The organism is Microvirga calopogonii, from assembly GCF_003347665.1.
GTDB lineage: Bacteria > Pseudomonadota > Alphaproteobacteria > Rhizobiales > Beijerinckiaceae > Microvirga > Microvirga calopogonii.
In genome coordinates this window covers 305,728-323,317 of sequence record NZ_QDGA01000002.1, presented here as the reverse complement: position 1 = coordinate 323,317, position 17,590 = coordinate 305,728, and the positions used below count along the sequence as shown (strand labels likewise).

At 63.1% G+C, this 17,590-nt stretch carries 15 protein-coding genes; 3 read left to right on the top strand and 12 right to left on the bottom strand.

Annotation, left to right across the window (positions count from 1 at the left end):
* Positions 1-5 precede the first annotated feature (5 nt).
* Complete coding sequence (locus tag DDF70_RS04055; protein ID WP_114943566.1) at positions 6-1,652, bottom strand: L-serine ammonia-lyase; 1,647 nt, start codon at positions 1,650-1,652, stop codon at positions 6-8.
* 475 nt (positions 1,653-2,127) lie between these two features.
* Between DDF70_RS04055 and DDF70_RS04050 the strand changes: the two genes are divergently transcribed.
* Positions 2,128-3,117: a 2-hydroxyacid dehydrogenase gene (locus DDF70_RS04050; protein WP_114943565.1), complete on the top strand. Its 990-nt coding sequence runs from the start codon at positions 2,128-2,130 to the stop codon at positions 3,115-3,117.
* Positions 3,118-3,318: 201 nt separating this feature from the next.
* On the opposite strand, the gene DDF70_RS36385 is transcribed toward DDF70_RS04050, so the two are convergent.
* The 3 genes from DDF70_RS36385 to DDF70_RS04040 all read right to left on the bottom strand — a co-directional run bounded on the left by DDF70_RS36385 (position 3,319) and on the right by DDF70_RS04040 (position 4,484).
* Entirely contained in the window at positions 3,319-3,495 is a 177-nt protein-coding gene (locus DDF70_RS36385; RefSeq protein ID WP_162820208.1) for a hypothetical protein, read from the bottom strand.
* A 147-nt stretch (positions 3,496-3,642) separates the two neighbouring features.
* The gene (locus DDF70_RS04045) at positions 3,643-3,903 is read right to left on the bottom strand and encodes a hypothetical protein (protein WP_425374049.1); all 261 of its coding nucleotides are present in this window, start codon (positions 3,901-3,903) and stop codon (positions 3,643-3,645) included.
* Positions 3,904-3,965: 62 nt separating this feature from the next.
* Entirely contained in the window at positions 3,966-4,484 is a 519-nt protein-coding gene (locus tag DDF70_RS04040; RefSeq protein ID WP_245435361.1) for a Spy/CpxP family protein refolding chaperone, read from the bottom strand.
* Positions 4,485-4,736: 252 nt separating this feature from the next.
* Here DDF70_RS04040 and DDF70_RS04035 point away from each other — a divergent pair, with 252 nt between their 5' ends.
* Positions 4,737-5,006, top strand: a complete 270-nt coding sequence (locus DDF70_RS04035) for a DUF6894 family protein (RefSeq protein WP_114943563.1) — start codon at positions 4,737-4,739, stop codon at positions 5,004-5,006.
* A gap of 336 nt (positions 5,007-5,342) precedes the next feature.
* Positions 5,343-6,329, top strand: coding sequence for an AraC family transcriptional regulator (locus DDF70_RS04030; RefSeq protein ID WP_245435360.1), 987 nt, complete (start codon positions 5,343-5,345; stop codon positions 6,327-6,329).
* A gap of 141 nt (positions 6,330-6,470) precedes the next feature.
* On the opposite strand, the gene DDF70_RS04025 is transcribed toward DDF70_RS04030, so the two are convergent.
* The 8 genes from DDF70_RS04025 to DDF70_RS03990 all read right to left on the bottom strand — a co-directional run bounded on the left by DDF70_RS04025 (position 6,471) and on the right by DDF70_RS03990 (position 17,548).
* A complete protein-coding gene (locus tag DDF70_RS04025; protein WP_205772387.1) occupies positions 6,471-8,306 on the bottom strand; it encodes a SulP family inorganic anion transporter in 1,836 nt (611 codons plus the stop codon).
* Between the two features lie 31 nt (positions 8,307-8,337).
* A complete protein-coding gene (ppk2, locus tag DDF70_RS04020; RefSeq protein ID WP_114943646.1) occupies positions 8,338-9,108 on the bottom strand; it encodes a polyphosphate kinase 2 in 771 nt (256 codons plus the stop codon).
* Positions 9,109-9,420: 312 nt separating this feature from the next.
* The gene (locus DDF70_RS04015; protein WP_114943561.1) at positions 9,421-10,263 is read right to left on the bottom strand and encodes an HD domain-containing protein; all 843 of its coding nucleotides are present in this window, start codon (positions 10,261-10,263) and stop codon (positions 9,421-9,423) included.
* 893 nt (positions 10,264-11,156) lie between these two features.
* The gene (locus tag DDF70_RS04010; protein WP_114943560.1) at positions 11,157-12,845 is read right to left on the bottom strand and encodes a GMC family oxidoreductase; all 1,689 of its coding nucleotides are present in this window, start codon (positions 12,843-12,845) and stop codon (positions 11,157-11,159) included.
* Positions 12,846-12,908: 63 nt separating this feature from the next.
* A complete protein-coding gene (locus DDF70_RS04005) occupies positions 12,909-13,997 on the bottom strand; it encodes a mandelate racemase/muconate lactonizing enzyme family protein (RefSeq protein ID WP_114943559.1) in 1,089 nt (362 codons plus the stop codon).
* Positions 13,998-14,040: 43 nt separating this feature from the next.
* Positions 14,041-15,015 (bottom strand): ABC transporter permease, encoded by a 975-nt coding sequence (locus DDF70_RS04000; protein ID WP_114943558.1) that lies wholly within the window; start codon positions 15,013-15,015, stop codon positions 14,041-14,043.
* Positions 15,016-15,024: 9 nt separating this feature from the next.
* Entirely contained in the window at positions 15,025-16,026 is a 1,002-nt protein-coding gene (locus DDF70_RS03995) for an ABC transporter permease (RefSeq protein WP_114943557.1), read from the bottom strand.
* The gene (locus tag DDF70_RS03990) at positions 16,019-17,548 is read right to left on the bottom strand and encodes a sugar ABC transporter ATP-binding protein (RefSeq protein WP_114943645.1); all 1,530 of its coding nucleotides are present in this window, start codon (positions 17,546-17,548) and stop codon (positions 16,019-16,021) included. Before DDF70_RS03990 ends, DDF70_RS03995 begins: the two co-directional genes overlap by 8 nt.
* Between the last annotated feature and the right edge of the window lie 42 nt (positions 17,549-17,590).

Here is a 17,590-nt window from a genome sequence, read left to right as displayed (position 1 = left end):
GCCGCTCAGCAGAGCACGAGGTTCTGGGCCAACCCGGCCTCGCTCGTTTCCTTGTATTTGGGGTTCATGTCCTTGGCGGTGTCGGACAGCGTCTTGATCGTCGTGTCGAGATCCACCCGGTGCCGGCTCGCGATCTCGTTGGTGGCGATCATCGCGGCCGCCCAGGCCTTCACGGCCCCGAACGCGCAGCGCTCGATGCAGGGAACCTGCACATAGCCTGCGACGGGATCGCAGGTCATGCCGAGGTGGTGCTCCAGGGCCGACTCGGCGGCATTCTCGATCACCCGCGGCGGCTGATTCAGCACCTGCGTGATCAGGGCGGCCGCCATCGCGGAGGCAACCCCGATCTCGGCCTGGCAGCCGCCTTCCGCCGCTGCCAGTGTGGCGTTGTGCTTGCACAGGTAGCCGACGGCCAAGCCCGCCAATAGACCCTGCCGGATCTTGTCCATCGGCACCGCCCGGTCGCTCTGCGTCAGGGCGTAGACGATGGCCGGCATCACCCCGGCGGATCCGCCGGTCGGCGCGGTGATGACCAGGTGCCCGCGGGCATTCTCCTCCGAGGCTGCCAGAGCGAAGGCGGAGACCAGCCCGATCGCCCGGTCGCTCATGTAGGTGTCGTCGTTGGCGCGCTCATAGACCGTGGCCGCCTTGGAGTGCAGCTTGATCGGTCCGGGCAGGACGTCGTCCTTGTAGGACAAGCCGGTCTTCACCGTGGCGATCATCGCGTTGGCGATCTTGTCCAGAAAGGCGTTGATCTGCTCCTCGTTCTTGCCGGACACGGCGATCTCGTTCGCCATCATGACATCGGCAACCGAGAGGTTGTTGGCTTCCGCGTGCTGGCGAAGCTCCTTCATCGTCGCATAGGGATATTTCGGCTGTCCCTTTTTGGGTGGTTCGTACCCCTTCCACTCGATGAAGCCGCCGCCGACGGAATAGTATTCCTGCTCATAGAGAGGCCTGTCGCCCGCCATGAGCTGGCAGGTCATGGTGTTCGGGTGCGGAAAATCGCCCTTCGGTGCATCATAGATGATGTCGGCCAGAGAGAGGTTGAACGTCTTGCTGCCCAGCTTCACCGGATAAGTCTGATCCGGCTTGGCGATCATCTCGTCGAGGAAGCGCGGATCCACGGTGGCCGGTTCCTTGCCGACGAGACCTGCGAGGGCGGCGCGCTCGGTGCCGTGGCCCTTGCCCGTCGCGCTCAAGCTGCCGAAGAGGTGGACCTTCAGGCCGGTGGCTTGGGCCAACTGATCCGCAGGCAACTTCTCGCAGCGCTGGTAGAAGTCGTAGGTGATGCGCATCGGCCCGATCGTGTGCGAGCTCGAAGGTCCGGGGCCGACCTTGTAGAACTCGTCGGCGACCGTCATGACTGGACCTTTCGACGATTTGACGACGTCGAGATCCGGGGAAAGAGCCGAACTCATCTTGAGACCGGCATCGCCTCCCGCAGCTTCTCGTTTGGCCTGCTGTGCCGCCGCCTCCGTCGCGGCTTGCTGCGCACGGGCCTCTGGCGCCCAGGTCGTGCCAGTCATCACGGCGGCCGCGCCGATGGCGGCATTGCGCATCAGGAACGCCCGCCGGTCGATGCCTGCGGGAATACGGGTCGGTTCTGACGATGTCGGGAACAGATCGTCGTCCTTTGTGGAGCCAGTCATGAGCGCGTCCTCCTGTTCGAGGTACGGAGACGCGATAGGCGTGTGGAGCAGCTCCGGCCTCGTTCTTTGCGGAGAATAATGTTCTCCGTTTAAGCATCATCTTAGATGGCGGCTGAAGGACGTGCTTGATCGAAAGGGACAATCGATTGACACTTTGTGCCGCTCTGCTCCGGACTGCCCGACGGAGGCGCGAGGGTTCGGCATGGCCCCGGCAGGCCATGATCGCTGGGCCGCTATGCATTGGCCTCGCCTCGGCGAACACAGGGACGCCGGACAATACCAAATGCCAAGCGCCTGTCCCAAACGATCAAGCAAATACCTCGGTCCCGGCACATTGTGTTGCGCACATGTCGGCTTGATGCACGAGAGTGCGGTGAGCGGACTGGAGTATCCTGCGCTGAGCCAGGACGGCGTTTCAGATGTCCATCCAGCCGCCGCCGTTGCGCCCGCAGGATTTCAGAATGGGAACGTGCCAATGCGGATCGGAATATTTAGCGCGAAGAACTACGAACGCACGCTGCTCGATGAGCTGAACGCAAGTCACCATCACGACCTCGTCTATTTTGACACCCTCCTCGGACCCGATACGGCATCTCTCGCGGCGGGGTTCCCGGCCATCAGCGTGTTTGTCAACGATGGCGTCGATGGCAACGTTCTCAGACAGATCGCCGCCGGCGGCACGAAGCTGGTTGCAACCCGCTCGACTGGCTTCAATCATATCGATCTGAAGACGGCCAAGGAGCTTGGCGTCGCGGTCGTGCGGGTCACCAACTACTCGCCGAACTCCGTTGCCGAGTTCGCCGTCGGACTGATCCTTGTGCTCAATCGCAAAATTCACCGGGCCTATAATCGCACGCGCGAGGGAAATTTCGAACTCGACGGCCTCATGGGCTTCGATCTCGTCGGTCGTACCGTGGCCGTCATAGGCACCGGGAAAATCGGCACCATCTTTGCCCGGATCATGGCCGGATTTGGTTGCTCGGTCATCGGGTTCGACGTGCACCGTTCGCCCGAATTCCAGCATATCGGCGGCCGCTATGTCGATGCCGATGGAATCGAGGAGGCGGACATCGTTTCGCTCCATTGTCCGTTGACGCCCGAAACCTACCACATCGTCAGCGCTCGCACGCTCGGCCGTATGAAGAAGGGTGCTCTGTTGATCAACACGAGCCGCGGTGGTCTCGTCGATACCGAGGCGGCGATCGAAGCGCTCAAGTCCGGCCAGCTCGGCGGGATGGCCATCGACGTTTACGAGCAGGAAGCGGGTCTCTTCTTCAAGGATCTTTCCAGCACGGTGATCCCGGACGACGTCATTCAGCGCCTGGTCTCGTTCCCGAACGTGATCGTTACGGGCCATCAGGCGTTCTTCACGCGCGAGGCCTTGGGAACGATCCTGGAGACGACGCTTGCAAGCGTTTCGGATTTCGCAGCGGGCCGACCGCTGGCGAACGAAATCACACTCTGATCGCCGTAGCCCTTGAACGATGCAGCCACAAGCGCAGTGTGAAGAGGCACGCCGTCATCCGTGCCTTCCGAGCATGGCTTGTCCAGGCATCCGCCAGAGGACGGAGTGTCGACCGGCCGAAGTGACGGGCCAACCGACTCAACCAGTCAGCGGTTACTTGCGACGGCTCGAATTGATCAATGCAGAGCAGAGGACGAGTCGCTAGCGAGGCAAGCCTCGCATCGGCATTGCGGCTCCGCCAAAGGAGTCATTGCGGAATCCAGGAGCTTGGTAGGCCTGGGACGAGACGTAGTTCGGCGGCGTCGGGCTCGAACCGGAGCTTGAGACGCAGCCTGCCAGAAAGACGCTTGCCGCAAGCGCGGCGATGATCGTTCGCATGAGATCTCCTTGATCAGCTGGAGCTGTTTCCATTTGAGTCAAATCACGTCTCTTCTTCGGCGGTCCGCACTCTTGAATGGCGGACCGGACCAACTTTGCCGAAAACCGCTTCAGCGGATACGCACTGGCGCACCCGCGACGTGCATGTCAGCGCCGACCGACACGATTGACAGGACCGCCGCGGTTCATCGGGGTGCCGGGTCGTATGCCGACGCCCGCGGCACCGACGCCAGGCGTCACCGCCGCGCGGCGGGCCACAGGCGCGACCGGACGCGCGACGCAGCCTTTCGGCACGCCAACCGTCTTGCAATAGACGACTGCGTTTGCGGGCTCCGGAACCAGCATGGAGAGGATGATGAACGCGGCCAGGGCCAATCCGTGACAGTGCAGAGGTTTCATGGGCAGCATGACCATTCTCCATCCTTGTGGTCCCTACGCCCGCCATCAGGCGCAGGCTGTTCTGGTTCAGCCTAGTGAGGGAGGTCCCAAAAATCGGTGTCGTCCTCGACATCGGCCTCCATGCGGCGGTTCTCCATTGCAGTCCGAAATCCCTCAATTGCGTGCACCGTCACGAGGCGCAGCCGCGTCTTCTGGTCGGGCGTGAGGCTCTGGTAAAGCGGTTCCCAGGCATCAGCCAGCTTTCTCAGGCCCGCTGCACGGTCCGCCAGAACGTCGGCACGCTGGCGGAAGAGCTGGACCGGATCGATGTCCTGCGGCTGATTCAGGCGCTCTCTCAATGCAGCCAGTCGGCGATAGCGAGTCTCGGCCCTGGCGCGGATCGCTTCGTCCACGGCCGGCCACAATTTCTCCTGTTCCGGGGTGAGCTGCAGCGCGGCCTTGATCACTCCGACCCGAATGTCGGTCAGCATCTTGAAATCGGCTTGACTCAGCTGACCGCTTTCGTGTGGACCTGCCGGGCTGGACATGGCTTGCTGTGCATATGCTGTGGGCGCGCCCACCATGAACAGGGCCGTCACGACGCCGATCATCCCATTTCGCATCCTGGTCTCCTGCTGGTTCCTGCAGCCGTCAGATTACGGGATGGATCGAGACATGCTTGATGGCTTGGGACTCTATATTGACACTTTGAGACAGGCCCGAAGCGATAGCCGTTGCGTGACGCAGCGGCTGGGAGAATGTGGGCCCGAAATGCCAAGCAACTGTCCTAAGCGGACAAGCGGGTGGTTCGAGAACAAGACATAGTAAGGCTTGTCCGACATACTGTTGGAAGGTGAGGGATCATGCCTCGCTTCTTCTTTCATGTGAGGGGTCATCACCAAGAGCTGAGCCGCGACGAGCTCGGGCTCGACTTCCCTGACGTGGAGACCGCTTACTGTGTAACTTTCTGCGCGGCCCACGATATCCGGGCCGCGTTCGCGACCCACGGCCAGCACCCGGGCGATTACACGATCGAAGTCACGAATGCCGCTGAGGAGCTGGTCTTCAGCCTCCCATTCTCCGCGGCATTCGAGGGGTGGGTTCCCCAGCTTCCCGGGCGTTTTTGCCAGTGACGCCACATTATCCCCGAGCGACAACGCTGGTTGCAGTCACCTGATCGAGACATCCCAGCCGAACAAAGGGGAAAACGCGGCACGTTGCCGTCAGACCGTCTGCATTGTCACAGACCTGTTATTCACATATGTTAATTTGATAAGGGTCGAGGTCTCATCCGCGATCCTAAGAACCCTGTTTAGTTAAAAGATAACAATTCGTATTCCGGCGGGGCGGCAAAAAACTGCAGGGACAGGACGATGAAGGACATCGTGCTTCCGTCAGCGAGCCATAACGCACGTCTTTCCCAAACAGGGCCGACTCCCAGGCGGACGCTGCCACCCGGCTATATCCACTTGGGGGTTGCCAAAGAAATCGTGCCGATCCTGCGGGAATTCGGTCGCGATCCGGACCCGATTATCCGCGCAGCAGGCCTTGATCCTCTTCTCTTCGAGGACGGCGCGAACGTGATTCCGCACACAGCGTTGGGGCGTCTGCTCGCCCTGAGTGTCGCTCGCACCCACTGTCCGCATTTTGGGCTGTTGGTCGGCCAGCGCGCCACGATCCTGTCGCTTGGTATGGTGGGGCGCCTCATGCAGCACTCGGACACGGTCGGTGATGCCATGCGGGCCCTCGTCTCTTACCTGAGCATTCAGGATCGTGGCGCCGTCCCATCACTTACGATCAGCGATGACGTGGCGCTGTTCTCGTTCTCGGTCTATCAACCCCAGACCGAGAGCGCAGATCAGATCTCGGACGGATTCCTCGCCGTGACAGTCAATGCTCTGAGGACCCTGTGCGGGTCTGACTGGAACCCGATCGAGGTGCTCCTCCCACGGGCGGCCCCAAAGGATCTGGAACCCTTACGGCGCCACTTCCGGGCTCCCGTCCGGTTCAATCATGAGACGGCCGTCATCGTTTTTCCGACCCGTGATCTGGATCGTCCTGTCGCCGGTGCTGACCCCATATTGCGGGCTATGCTGGAGGAGCGGATCCAACAGATGAAGGGCGCCTCGGATTCCGCATTTTCAGACGACATCCGGCGGCTGCTGCGGACGCGGATGACGCGCCAGCGCTGCTCGGCCGAGGACATCGCCGAGCAGCTGATGATGCACCGCCGGACCCTGAACCGCCGCCTGAAAGGCAGCGGCATGGGCTACAGGGCAATCAACAACGAGATCCGTTTCGAGATCGCCCGGCAACTGCTGGTGGACACGGAGGTGCCGCTCGGCGAGATCGCGGCGGCGCTCGGATACTCGGAGGCAAGCGCCTTCACGCGTGCCTTCCGGCGCTGGTCGGGCGAGACGCCGACTGCTTGGCGCATAAACGGCCGTCACGTCTGAGCGGCGGTCGAGCCTGCCGCTTCGGTTCAGGCCTGCTGGTCCTTAAAGCATCGGACCGTGCCGGAAGGAGACCATCGCCAGCCCTGCCTTCCGCCGTGATCAGGAACTCGCGCTCGATCGCGACTGGAATGCTCGAGCCCTTCATGTCGGGCCTTGGTACCGCGATACGGCCGCGTCGAGCGTGGGAGAGAACCGCGTCTCGCCGAACCGGTCGAACAGCCCGAACCGCCGCAGCTTGTCCTTGACCGGATCCTTCAGTTCAGCGAACCGCAGCTCGATGCCTTGCACCAGCAAGGCGTCGTCAAGCTCTGCCAGGGCATCGGCCGCTGTCACATCAACGCTCGTGACGGGAGCGGCCGCGACCACAACGCACTGCACCGGCGTCGGCGATTCAGCCACGGCAGCGAGAACGCGCTCGCGGAACAGTTCCGCGTTGGCGAAGAACAGCGGCGCATCCCAACGGAACAGGACAAGACCGGAAATCCGGTGAGCCTGCGGATAACGCGTGACATCATGGTATCCCTCAACACCATTCGGACGCCCCAGGACGGCGGAGTACGGACGCCAGCCATCCCACAGAAACTCGATCACTGCGATCACGATGGCCAAGCCGATCCCCGGGATGGCGCCGAACACGGCCACTCCGGCGAAACAGGCGATCGACAGCCAGAATTCCCAGCGCTGGATCCGATGGATCCGCCTGAGGTCGGCCACTTCAAACAACCCGATGGCCGACGCAATGACGACCGCAGCCAGGGCGGAGGTCGGCAGGTTCCGCAGGAGGTCGGGGGCGACAAGCAAGAGCAGGGCGATGGCGAGGGCACCGACGATGCCGGTCAGTTGCGTGCGGGCCCCCGCCGCCTCCGCCACAGGCGTCCGCGAGCTGCTGCTGCTGATCGGAAAGCCCTGGAAGAACCCAGCAGCGAGATTGGCGGCTCCGAGCCCTACCATCTCCTGGTTGGGGTCGACCGTGGTGCGGGTCCGTGCGGCGTAGGCACGGGAGAGCACACTGGTGTCGGCGAACGATACCATGGCGACGGCGCACCCGCCGATCAGCACGGGAACGATGTCGCCGACCCCGATCAAAGGGATCGCGAAGCGAGGCAGGCCCTGGGGGAGCGAGCCGAGGATCGAGACGTCGTGGCGTTCCGCGAGGTCGAACAGACCGACAGCGATTGTGGCGCCGATGACGGCAATCAGGATGCCGGGCACGCGCCGGCTTCCCCGCAACAGCAGGATGGTCGCCAGCGTTCCCAAGCCGACCGCAAGAGCCGCCCAGTTGGTCCTGCCTGCCAGAACAGCCCCGCCAATCGCCCACAGATCCCGCAACGGTCCCGTGCTCTCGACCGAGAAGCCGAAGAGCTTGGGAAGCTGGCTGATCAGGACCGTCAGGGCAATGCCGTTCATGTAGCCGTAACGGATCGGCTTGGACAGGAGTTCGGTCACGAAGCCCAGGCGAGCCAGTCCGGCCAGGACCAGGACCATCCCCGACACAAGCGCCATCATGCCGCCCAGGGCGATGGCGCGCTGCGGATCCCCGCCGGACAACGGAAGCACGACGCCGAGGATGACGGCCGCCAAGGCGGAGTCCGGGCCGAGGACGAGGATGCGGCTTGGTCCGAAGACGGCGTAGACCAGCAACGGGATGATGGTAGCGTAGAGGCCGCAGATGCCCGGCAGGCCGGATGCCACGGCATAGGCGATCCCGACAGGGACAAGCATGGTTGCGAGCACCAGACCAGCCACGACATCATGGCCCAGCCATGTCGCCTCGTACCGGAGGAAGGTCCTGAGCCCAGGCGTCCAGCGAGACCATTGGATCCCGCGGTTGCCTCCACGAGCAGTCGGCACCTCAACCTGATTGCCTGGGCTGTAAGCCTCATGCCCGCTTGCCGCATGGCCCCCATCCGCATGCGGCGATGTCGCAACTCCCATCCGGCTGGGGGAAAGCGGATCCGCTGGTTGCATGCCGGCCATGGCCGCGCTCCGGATTATGCCGTCATGGCCTTCAGTACCGGGCTGGCACGATGTGCGAGGCCGGCAGTCCGTCCTCTGCCCCCTTGGGCCTCGGCTCAGCCTTCGGCACCTTCGGCAGTTCGACCTTGACCTTCTTGTAAGGGATCTGGCTCAGCATATGGGTGATCAGGTTCAGCCGTGCCCGGCGCTTGTCGTCCGATGGCACGATGAACCAGGGATTGGCCGGAGTGTCCGTGGCGCGCAGCATGTCCTGATAGGCCAGCGTATAGTCCCACCAGCGGCGCACCGACTCGGTGTCCATCGGGCTGAGCTTCCAATGCTTCATCGGATCCTCGATCCGGTCGGCGAAACGCCGTCGCTGCTCGTCCCGGCTCACGTCGAGAAAGTACTTGAGCAGGATGATGCCGTTATCGACGATCTCCTTCTCGAAGGATGGCACGAGACGCATGAAGCGCTCGTACTCGTCATCCGTACAGAAGCCCATCACGCGCTCGACCCCGGCCCGGTTGTACCAGGAGCGGTCGAACAGCACGATCTCGCCCGCGGCGGGGAATTGAGCCACGTACCGCTGAATGTATAGCTGGCTCTTCTCGCGCTCGGTCGGTGCCGGCAGGGCGACGTGCCGAAACACCCGCGGGCTCACGCGTTGGGTGATCCGGCTGATCACCCCGCCCTTGCCGGCGGTGTCACGGCCTTCGAAGATCACGATGATCCGGGCACCCGTTGCCTTGGCCCAGGTTTGTAGGCGTACGAGTTCGACCTGAAGCTTCCTCAGCTCGCTCTCGAACTTCTTCCGCTTCATCCTCTCTCGGATATCAGGGGCAACCGCCGCGTCGACGTCGGCTCTCTCGTTCTTTCGAACCTCTTGACGCTTCATGTCACGCACCGCGTCCTGGGATGGCAGAATCGTAAGTCCGCAAATTCGAAGGCACGGGAATGAAGGGTGCATCATCCCCGGTTCGCTGCGGCTACCGATTGCTAGCCAGCATACGAAATTTCTCCACTGTCGCTTGACCGAACGTGACGATGGCTTGGCATTTTGAGACAGCTATCGCCTAACGGAACCGTCCTTCAGGTCAGGGGGCTGGTTTGATCCTTAGCCTGAAACGCGAGCTCATCGCTGCGGCCCCATGAGAGCAAAGGCGTGCTGTGCGCAGAACACGTGGCTATGCAGATTGGCAATCCACTGCCGGCCTGCTGCTGTTACATTCAGGTAGGAGATCGCATCCCCCAGCTGCGGTGAGATGCTGCTCCAGTAGAAATCAGGGAAGCGCTCGACCAAGTCCGCCGGCGAAGCGTAGCCGAGTTTGCGATTAGCTCCGATCTCCTCAAATTCCTGGAACAGGGCATTGGCCTTCTTCAGGTAGAGGGGATCGCCGAGCTGCCCGATCAGGTCTGCGGCCTGCACAAGCCGTCCTTCCCGATCCTCCTCGTTCGCGGTGGTTCCCTGTGTCGGAAAACGCGTGAGTTCGATCGCCCGAGCCACCCGTTCCGCGTCGAGCAGGGGCGAGCCGGTCAGACGATCCATAACGAAGAGCTTGGAGCGGTCGACATGATAGGGGGCAAGCGCCGCATCGGAGGCTCCGCGCGGCAGGATCACCGTCGTCCCGCTCGCGTCGACCACGAACCGATCAGTCGCGTCACCCTTCAGAATGCCCCGGACATATCCGATGTCATGCAGCAGGCAGGCGACGATCAGATGCGAGTAGTCATCCGGCTCCAGGCGCTCCGTCAGCATCCGGCCATGGAGGATGTCTCGCCCGACGAGGGTGACGAGAAAGGTGTGTTCGACATTGTGATAGAGGGCGTCGCTCCTGCCGAGGCATTCCAGGGCCATGCGCGCGGCACCGTCGAGGCGCTCGGCCTTGTCCTGGTGCGCGGAACCGAACAGGCGGCGGAAGTCGCTCGCAATATGTCTTCCGAGCACGTCCGCCATGATCGCAGGCATCGTCATCATGCAGACCTCCCAAAGATGGGCCATCCTCTGCGCACGAGTATACCCGAGTTCGCTTGGAAACTCTGCAACGCTTGGTCTCCGGGCCTCCGGCTCCTCTGAAAAGCAGTCCGGCCTATACCGAAAGGGGCGGATCGCGGAACCGGATACCTCCACCACCACCCAGCCCATCGCCGCCGCAGCCTGCTCAAGTATCTCGTCCATCGTCTGAGGAATTGACGACGCGTCTCAACCCGCAATGACCTTGCAGGTCTCACCCTCGTCGTCACAACCCTATGGAGCAAATGGTCCTCTGCCAAGAACAGCAAGATCACGAGGAGGAACAGTCCGACCAAGCCTATCGCGCCAATCGTGGTCCGTACGACCCAAGTGGGCCAGCTTGGCCGTGCTCAATGGCCAATGCGCATGGCTGCCTTCTCTCGTGGCGGATGATCGCCTCTCGATGTACTCCTGGTAAGTCCTTGCCAGGCGCTCTTAGCCTCCGGAAGCGGCGACCTACTTGTACCGTAAGGTCTCGTAGAACAGCAGGCCGAGCACCCCCATCAAGATAACCAGAATCCAAACGGCCCAGTACCGCCAGCCGGATGTAGGCAAGTCACCAAACATGGCTGCTTCCTCCCAGCTCCGATGATGCTCTGTCGATACGTGGGAAATGAGGCACGGAGGCAACTTGGAGCGTCTAACAAACCGGTGCTGGTGCGGCACGGCCAAATCTCTTGCTCCCCATCCTCTCTGGGCGACGAATGGGCCGCTCTTACTGCTGGAGCCTGCCAAGCCTGAAGCCGATCGGTCGCGGGGGCGTGACCAAGCTGCCCATCGTCCGATTCTGGTTGTAAGGCTCGATTCTTGGGGACCCGACCGGACGCTATCGGAGCTTGAGGACGCTCGAAAGACATTCAGTTCAAAGTGGCGACGCTCATGTCGCCCTGTTCGGACAAGCGCGGGCCGAACTGGGACGTGCTGGTCGTGGCGTGGCCCGTGATGAGTTCGGCGCAGCGGCTTCCCATCATCATGGCGGGGGCATTCGTGTTGCCCGCGTTGATGTTTGGCATGGCCGAGAGGTCGCAGACGCGCAGGTTTTCGATGCCGCGCACCCGAAGCCTGGAATCGAGGACGGCCATCGGATCGCTGGCTGTCCCCATCCGGCAGGTGCCGCTGGGGTGGTAGTTCGTTTTCACGAAGCGGCGGCAATGCTTCATGATGGCCTCGTCGCTGAGGTCGTTTGGATCGGGAATCGAGATTCGCTCGATCCGCTCCTTCAAGGGCGTTGTCTGGAAGGCACGAATGAAGAAGCGCTGACCGTCGATCATCGCCCGCGCGTCGTCGGGATGTTTGAGCAGATCGGGCGAGACGAGCGGCATGTCGTCCGGGTTTGCGGAGCGCAGGCGGACATAGCCGCGCGATTTCGGCTTCACCACCACCGTCGTGATCGTCAGTCCATAAGTGTCGTCCACAAGGCCGAGCGTGTCGCGGTCGAGATAGATGATCGGCACGCAGAAGGCCTGGATCGTGGGTTCCGCATTCGGATCTGCCGGATTGACGAAGGCGCCTGCCTCGACGCCTGCCGAAAGGATCGGACCTGATCCGAAGAGCCGGAAATGAATGCCGTTGAGGAGCATTCGCCAACCCACACCCTGCTTGTAGTAGCCATAGGGCCCGTTCGCCTTGGCAATGAGCGGCGCCTCCGGGTGATCGATCAGATTCTCGCCGACGCCCGGCAGGTCGGCGATGCAGGCAATCCCATGCTGCCGCAGCTGACCGGCAGGGCCGATGCCGGACAGCATCAGGAGCTGCGGCGTGACGAGCGCGCCGGACGCAAGGATGATCTCACCATCCGCAAAAACTTTGTGGTCCGCACCTGTGGCATCGCGATAGGTGACGCCCACGGCGCGGCCATTCTCGATCTCGATCCGGCGCACCCGCGATTGTAGTCGGATGACGAGGTTCGGGTTGTCCGCGAGCGGCGCCAGGAAGGCATAGGCCGCGCTGCTGCGCCTGCCGCGCCGATTCATGAACTGATAGAATCCAACGCCGCGCTGCGTCGGGCCGTTGAAGTCCGGATTGAACGGCTCGCCCAAAGCCTGGACGGCCTGGACGAACCAGCGGGACATATCGTTGATGTGGCCTGGATCGGAGACGAGAAGGGGCCCGTCGGCGCCATGCAGCTCGTTGTAAAGCCTGTTGTTGCCTTCCATGGTGCGAAAGTGAGGTAGAACGTCGGCCCAGCTCCAGCCGGGATAATCGTTCTCCCCGTGCAGAATGTCGTGCCACTCGTCGTAGTCGGACGGCCGCCCACGCATATAGACCTGCGCATTGACCGAGGAGCCGCCGCCGAGAACGTTAGCCTGCGGGATGTCGTGGACGCGCCCGTCCAGATGCTCCTGCGGGACCGTGTGGTGATACCGCATGTACTTGCTGCCGTTGATCATCTTGAAGATGCCCGGCGGCATGTCCAGGAGTGGATGCCGGTGGGAGTATCCGCCCTCCAGCAGCAGCACGCGCCTTCCTTCGTTCACCAGCCGCGCGGCGGCCACGGATCCCGAAGAGCCGCCGCCGACGATGATGTAGTCAAAACGCTCTGTCATGGTTTCACCTGCTTGCCTGTCGGCCGGTGCTTGCGATGGCACAAGGTCCGTTTGAGCCGCGCATCACGCCTTGATCGTCTCAAGCCCCTTCCAGTCGAAGGCGATGCCATGGCCGGGCCGGTCAGGCGCCAAGGCGAATCCTTCCTGGATTGTCAGAGGCTCCGCGATGTAGCGTTCGAGCCCGAAACCATGAGCTTCGAGGTAGGAACGGTTCGGACAGGCGGCGAGAAGATGCACGGTCACGTCATGCGCGCCATGGCTGGTGACCGGCAGGTTGAAGGCCTCCGCCAGATGGGCGATTTTCATGAACGGCGTGACGCCGCCGCAATTGGTGACGTCAGGCTCCGGATAGGTGACGCCTCCGCCGGCTACGTAGAGCTTGAACTCCCAGAGCGTGCGAAGATTCTCGCCCGCCGCAATCGGCAGGCCGCCCTCACGCACGATGCGGGCGTGACCCGTCGGATCGTCGGGAATGGTCGGCTCCTCAAGCCAAGTCAGATCGAAGGGTTGGAGCGCCCGCGCGGCCCGGATGGCGCCATCGACGCTCCATTTCATGTTGGCGTCGGCCATCAGCGGGAAGCCTTCGCCCAGATGCCCGCGCATCGCCCGCACGCGCTCCACGTCCTCGAAGAGATTGGCGCGGCCCACCTTCATCTTGATGGCGCGGAAACCCTTGCCGAGATTGTCGTCCGTCTGGCGCAGGAGCTTGTCGAGCGGCAGATAAAGATCGATGCCGCCCGCGTAGCAGGGCACGCGAGGATCGAACCCGCCGAGGGCCTTCCAGAGCGGGAGGTTGGCGCGCTTCGCCTTGAGGTCCCAGAGAGCCATGTCGAAGGCCGAAAGCGCCAAAACCGTCGGGCCGCCGCGACCCCCGTAGTGAAGCGCCCACCAGGCCTTGTGCCAGAGGCGCTCGATCTCGTCGGCCTCCTCGCCGTCCATGATCTCGGGCAGCTCGCGGGCGAGGATCGTGTCGATGGCGGCTCCATTGCGACCGACCGTGAAGGTGTAGCCGACACCCTCCGCTCCGTCGGCATCGCGGATGCGTACGGTGTTGAGTTCGAAGGCGCGCATCTCGCCATGCATGGAATCGGTGAGAACACTCGGAAGCGGGATGCGGTAGAAGCCGGGTTCGATGGAGGTGATCCGGGGCATGGTCGTCCTTCGTTCGCTCAGGTGTCGAATACAGTACCGATTCTCACGCGGGCTCTTCGGTGCGCATGCTCAGCCGCGCCTGAATGGCGACGACGAGCAGCAGGAACGCGCCCCGGATCACCGATTGCCAATAGGCGGAGAGGCTGATCCAGCCGAGGCCGTTCTCGAAGTTGAGAATGTTGAAGATGAGCCCCAGAAGGAGCACGCCGGCGAGAGTCGAGCCGACGGAGCCGACGCCGCCGGTCAGGAGCGTGCCGCCCACGACCACGGCCGCGATGGCGAAGAGCTCCCAGCCGACGCCCTCGATGGGCTGGCCCGCGCCGAACTGCGCCGCGAGGATGACGCCCGCAAGGCCCGCGAGGCCGCCACTTGCCAGATATACGAGCGCCTTCACCCGGTTCGCAGGCAATCCCATGAGCCGTGCCGCATCCTCGTTGCCACCGATGGCGAGAACCGTGCGCCCGAAGGAGGTGAGGTTGAGGACGAGAGAGCCGACGAGATAGGCCATCAGCGCGATCCAGGCCGGGATGGGAAAGCCTAGGAAGTCGCCCTGGCCGAGTTCGGTGAAGCCTGACTCGTAGGACACCGAGACGGACTGGTTTTCCGCGAGAAGCAGCGCGCAACCGCTCGCCGCCAGCATCGTCGCCAACGTCGCGATGAAGGGCAGAATGTTGAGTCGGGTAATGATGAGGGCGTTGCAGGCGCCGACCGCAAGCCCTGCGGCCAGTCCGCCGAGCAGTCCGGGCAGGACGCCATACGGAGAGAGCAGGGCGGAGACGACGCTGCCGAGAGCCGCCGTGGAACCGACCGAGAGGTCGATGCCGCCCGTAATGATGACGAAGCACATGCCGAGGGCGACCAGCGCGAACATGCTGTTGTAGCGCAGGACCGACAGCACGTTGAAGGCGCCGAGGAAGTTTTCGTACCGAACCCATCCGAACACGATGAGAGCCAGAAGCGCGAGGAGCACCCCGTAGCGGCCGATGCCCTGGAACAGCTTGAGCGAGGAGGAGTTCATCCGGCGACCTCAGCGATGGTTCTGACGCTGCAGCCAGACGGCCAGAACGATGATGACGGCTTTCGCCACAAGGGCTGCCGCATCCGGAACGCCGTTGGCGAGAAGCGTGTAGCGGACAAGCTGGATGATGAGGGCGCCGACGAGGGTGCCAATCACCGTGGCCCGTCCGCCGGTGAGCAATGTCCCCCCCACGGCCACCGCCGCGATGGCATCGAGCTCCATGCCGAGACCGACGAGATTGGCGTCGGCGGCGGAGTTGCGGGCGATCACGATCAGCCCGGCGATGCCGGACAGGAGTCCGCTGATCAGGTAGACCCGCTGCTTTACGGAGGTGACGGGAATGCCGGCGAGCCGGGCCGCGCGTTCGTTGCCGCCGATGGCCAGGATCTGCCTGCCGAAGACCGTCCGCCGGAGCATCCAGGCCGCGACCGCCACGATAAAGATCATCAGGATGGCCTGAAACGGGATGCCGAAGATGCGTCCCAGGCCGATGAACTGAAAACTCGGCAGGTTGAAGACCTGAAGATTGCCGTTGGTGAACACCTGGGCAATGCCGCGCCCGGCAATGAAGAGCACGAGGGTCGCGATAATCGGCTGGATCCGCAGGCGCGTCACCAGCCACCCGTTGAACCAGCCGAGCGCCCCCGTCACCAGAACCGGCAGGACAAAGGCAAGTGCGATGCCGACAGCCGGGTGGGGCAGGGGAAAGAGCTTGCCGAGAAAGATCAGTGGCGCCAGCGCTCCCGCAATCGCCATGAGGGCGCCAACCGATAAATCGATTCCGCCGGTGGCGATCACGAGGGTCATGCCGACACCGACGATCACGATGGTGCAGACCTGGGTGAGGTTGACGTTGAGCGTCTGCCAGGTGGCGAAATTGGGCGTGACGGCAAGGTTGACCAGGATCAGGAGCGCAAGGGCGACCCAGGCCCCATGCCGCGTCAGCAGGGTTCTGACATCGACGCGGGAGGCCCTTTGCGCCGGCGGCAGGGTTGTGGCGGTTTCAGCCATGGGCGGCCTCCTGGGCAATCTCATGCCCATGAGCCATGGCGGCCATGACGCTCTGCTCGGTCACGGCCTCGCCCTTCAGTTCCGCGGCCGTGTGGCCGTCGCGGAGAACGAAGATGCGGCTTGCCGCCTCCACTACCTCCTCGAGTTCCGAGGAAATCATGAGAACGCCGAGACCCTGGCCGGCCAATTCCCGGATCAGGCTGAGGATCTCGGCCTTGGCGCCCACATCGATGCCGCGGGTCGGCTCGTCGAGAATGAGAAGTTTTGGATTCATGCAGAGCCAGCGCGCCAGCAGCACCTTCTGCTGATTGCCGCCCGAGAGTTCACGGATCCGCTGCTCCGGGCCGGAACAGCGGATGCCCAACCGCTTGATGAAACGGTCGACGATCTCACGGCTGCGGGTCTCGTCCACGATGCCGCGCCGCGCCAGTTGCGGCATGAGCGCGAGTGTGAGGTTCTCGCGCACCGACATGTCGGGAATGATGCCTTCGAGCTTGCGGTCTTCCGAGCAGAAGCCCATGCCGGCCTTGATAGCGTCGGAGGGAGCGGCGATGGCGTTCTCCCTTCCGGCGAAGGCGATCGTACCGGAATCCGGCCTGTCGGCTCCGTAGACGGCCCGGACCGATTCCGTCCGGCCCGCACCGAGCAGTCCGGCGAGACCGACGATCTCACCTGAGCGAACCTCGAATCTGACGTCACGGACCTTGCGTCCGACGGCGAGGTTCCGAACCGCCAGAACCGGCTCGCGACTATCGAGTTCGGATGTGTCCGCGTCGTGCGGTTCCTGCAGGACCTGGGTGAGTTCGCGCCCTAGCATGGAGGTGACGAGATCGAGGCGTGACAGCTGGTCCATCGGAGCAACCTGCACGGTGCGGCCGTCACGCATGATGGTGACGCGGTCGCAGACGGCGTAGAGCTCGTCGAGCTTGTGGCTGACGAAGACCACCGAGACGCCGGCTGCCTTGAGCTGGCGGATGACACCGAACAGGACCTCGACCTCGCGCTCGTCGAGGGACGATGTGGGCTCGTCCATGATGACGAGTTTGGCTTCGAACCCGATTGCACGGGCGATGGCGACCATCTGCTGCACGGCGGTCGGATAGACCATGATCGGGCGATGCACGTCGATGTCGATGTTGAAGCGTGCAAGCAGGGCGCGCGCCTCCGCATGTATGGCGGGCCAGTCGAGAAGGCCGAAGCGGCGCTTCTCACGACCGAGGCAGATGTTTTCGGTCACGGACCGATAGGGCACCAGATTGATTTCCTGGTAGATCGTGCTGATGCCGGCCTTCTGTGCTTCCTGCGGGGAGGAGAACTCGACGGGGCTTCCGTCGAACAGGATTTCGCCGGCATCCTTCTTGTAATAGCCGGTCAGGATCTTGATCATGGTCGACTTGCCGGCGCCATTCTGGCCGATCAGCGCGTGTATCTCGCCCTTCTCGACCAGGAGCTCGGCTGCGCGCAGGGCTGGAATGCCGGCGAAGCGCTTGTCGATGCCGTGCATGGTGAGGAGCGGCGCCATGAATGTTCCGATGATCTGTTCAGCCAAGCGAAAAGGCGCTGC

Coding starts and splice junctions, on each gene's coding strand:
- DDF70_RS04000 (WP_114943558.1), bottom strand. CDS start 15,015: ATGAACTCCTCCTCGCTCAAGCTGTTCCAGGGCATCGGCCGCTACGGG.
- DDF70_RS04040 (WP_245435361.1), bottom strand. CDS start 4,484: ATGATCGGCGTCGTGACGGCCCTGTTCATGGTGGGCGCGCCCACAGCA.
- DDF70_RS03995 (WP_114943557.1), bottom strand. CDS start 16,026: ATGGCTGAAACCGCCACAACCCTGCCGCCGGCGCAAAGGGCCTCCCGC.
- DDF70_RS03990 (WP_114943645.1), bottom strand. CDS start 17,548: ATGGCGCCGCTCCTCACCATGCACGGCATCGACAAGCGCTTCGCCGGC.
- DDF70_RS36385 (WP_162820208.1), bottom strand. CDS start 3,495: ATGCGAACGATCATCGCCGCGCTTGCGGCAAGCGTCTTTCTGGCAGGC.
- DDF70_RS04050 (WP_114943565.1), top strand. CDS start 2,128: ATGCGGATCGGAATATTTAGCGCGAAGAACTACGAACGCACGCTGCTC.
- DDF70_RS04025 (WP_205772387.1), bottom strand. CDS start 8,306: ATGGCCGGCATGCAACCAGCGGATCCGCTTTCCCCCAGCCGGATGGGA.
- ppk2 (WP_114943646.1), bottom strand. CDS start 9,108: ATGAAGCGGAAGAAGTTCGAGAGCGAGCTGAGGAAGCTTCAGGTCGAA.
- DDF70_RS04015 (WP_114943561.1), bottom strand. CDS start 10,263: ATGATGACGATGCCTGCGATCATGGCGGACGTGCTCGGAAGACATATT.
- DDF70_RS04045 (WP_425374049.1), bottom strand. CDS start 3,903: ATGCTGCCCATGAAACCTCTGCACTGTCACGGATTGGCCCTGGCCGCG.
- DDF70_RS04005 (WP_114943559.1), bottom strand. CDS start 13,997: ATGCCCCGGATCACCTCCATCGAACCCGGCTTCTACCGCATCCCGCTT.
- DDF70_RS04010 (WP_114943560.1), bottom strand. CDS start 12,845: ATGACAGAGCGTTTTGACTACATCATCGTCGGCGGCGGCTCTTCGGGA.
- DDF70_RS04035 (WP_114943563.1), top strand. CDS start 4,737: ATGCCTCGCTTCTTCTTTCATGTGAGGGGTCATCACCAAGAGCTGAGC.
- DDF70_RS04055 (WP_114943566.1), bottom strand. CDS start 1,652: ATGACTGGCTCCACAAAGGACGACGATCTGTTCCCGACATCGTCAGAA.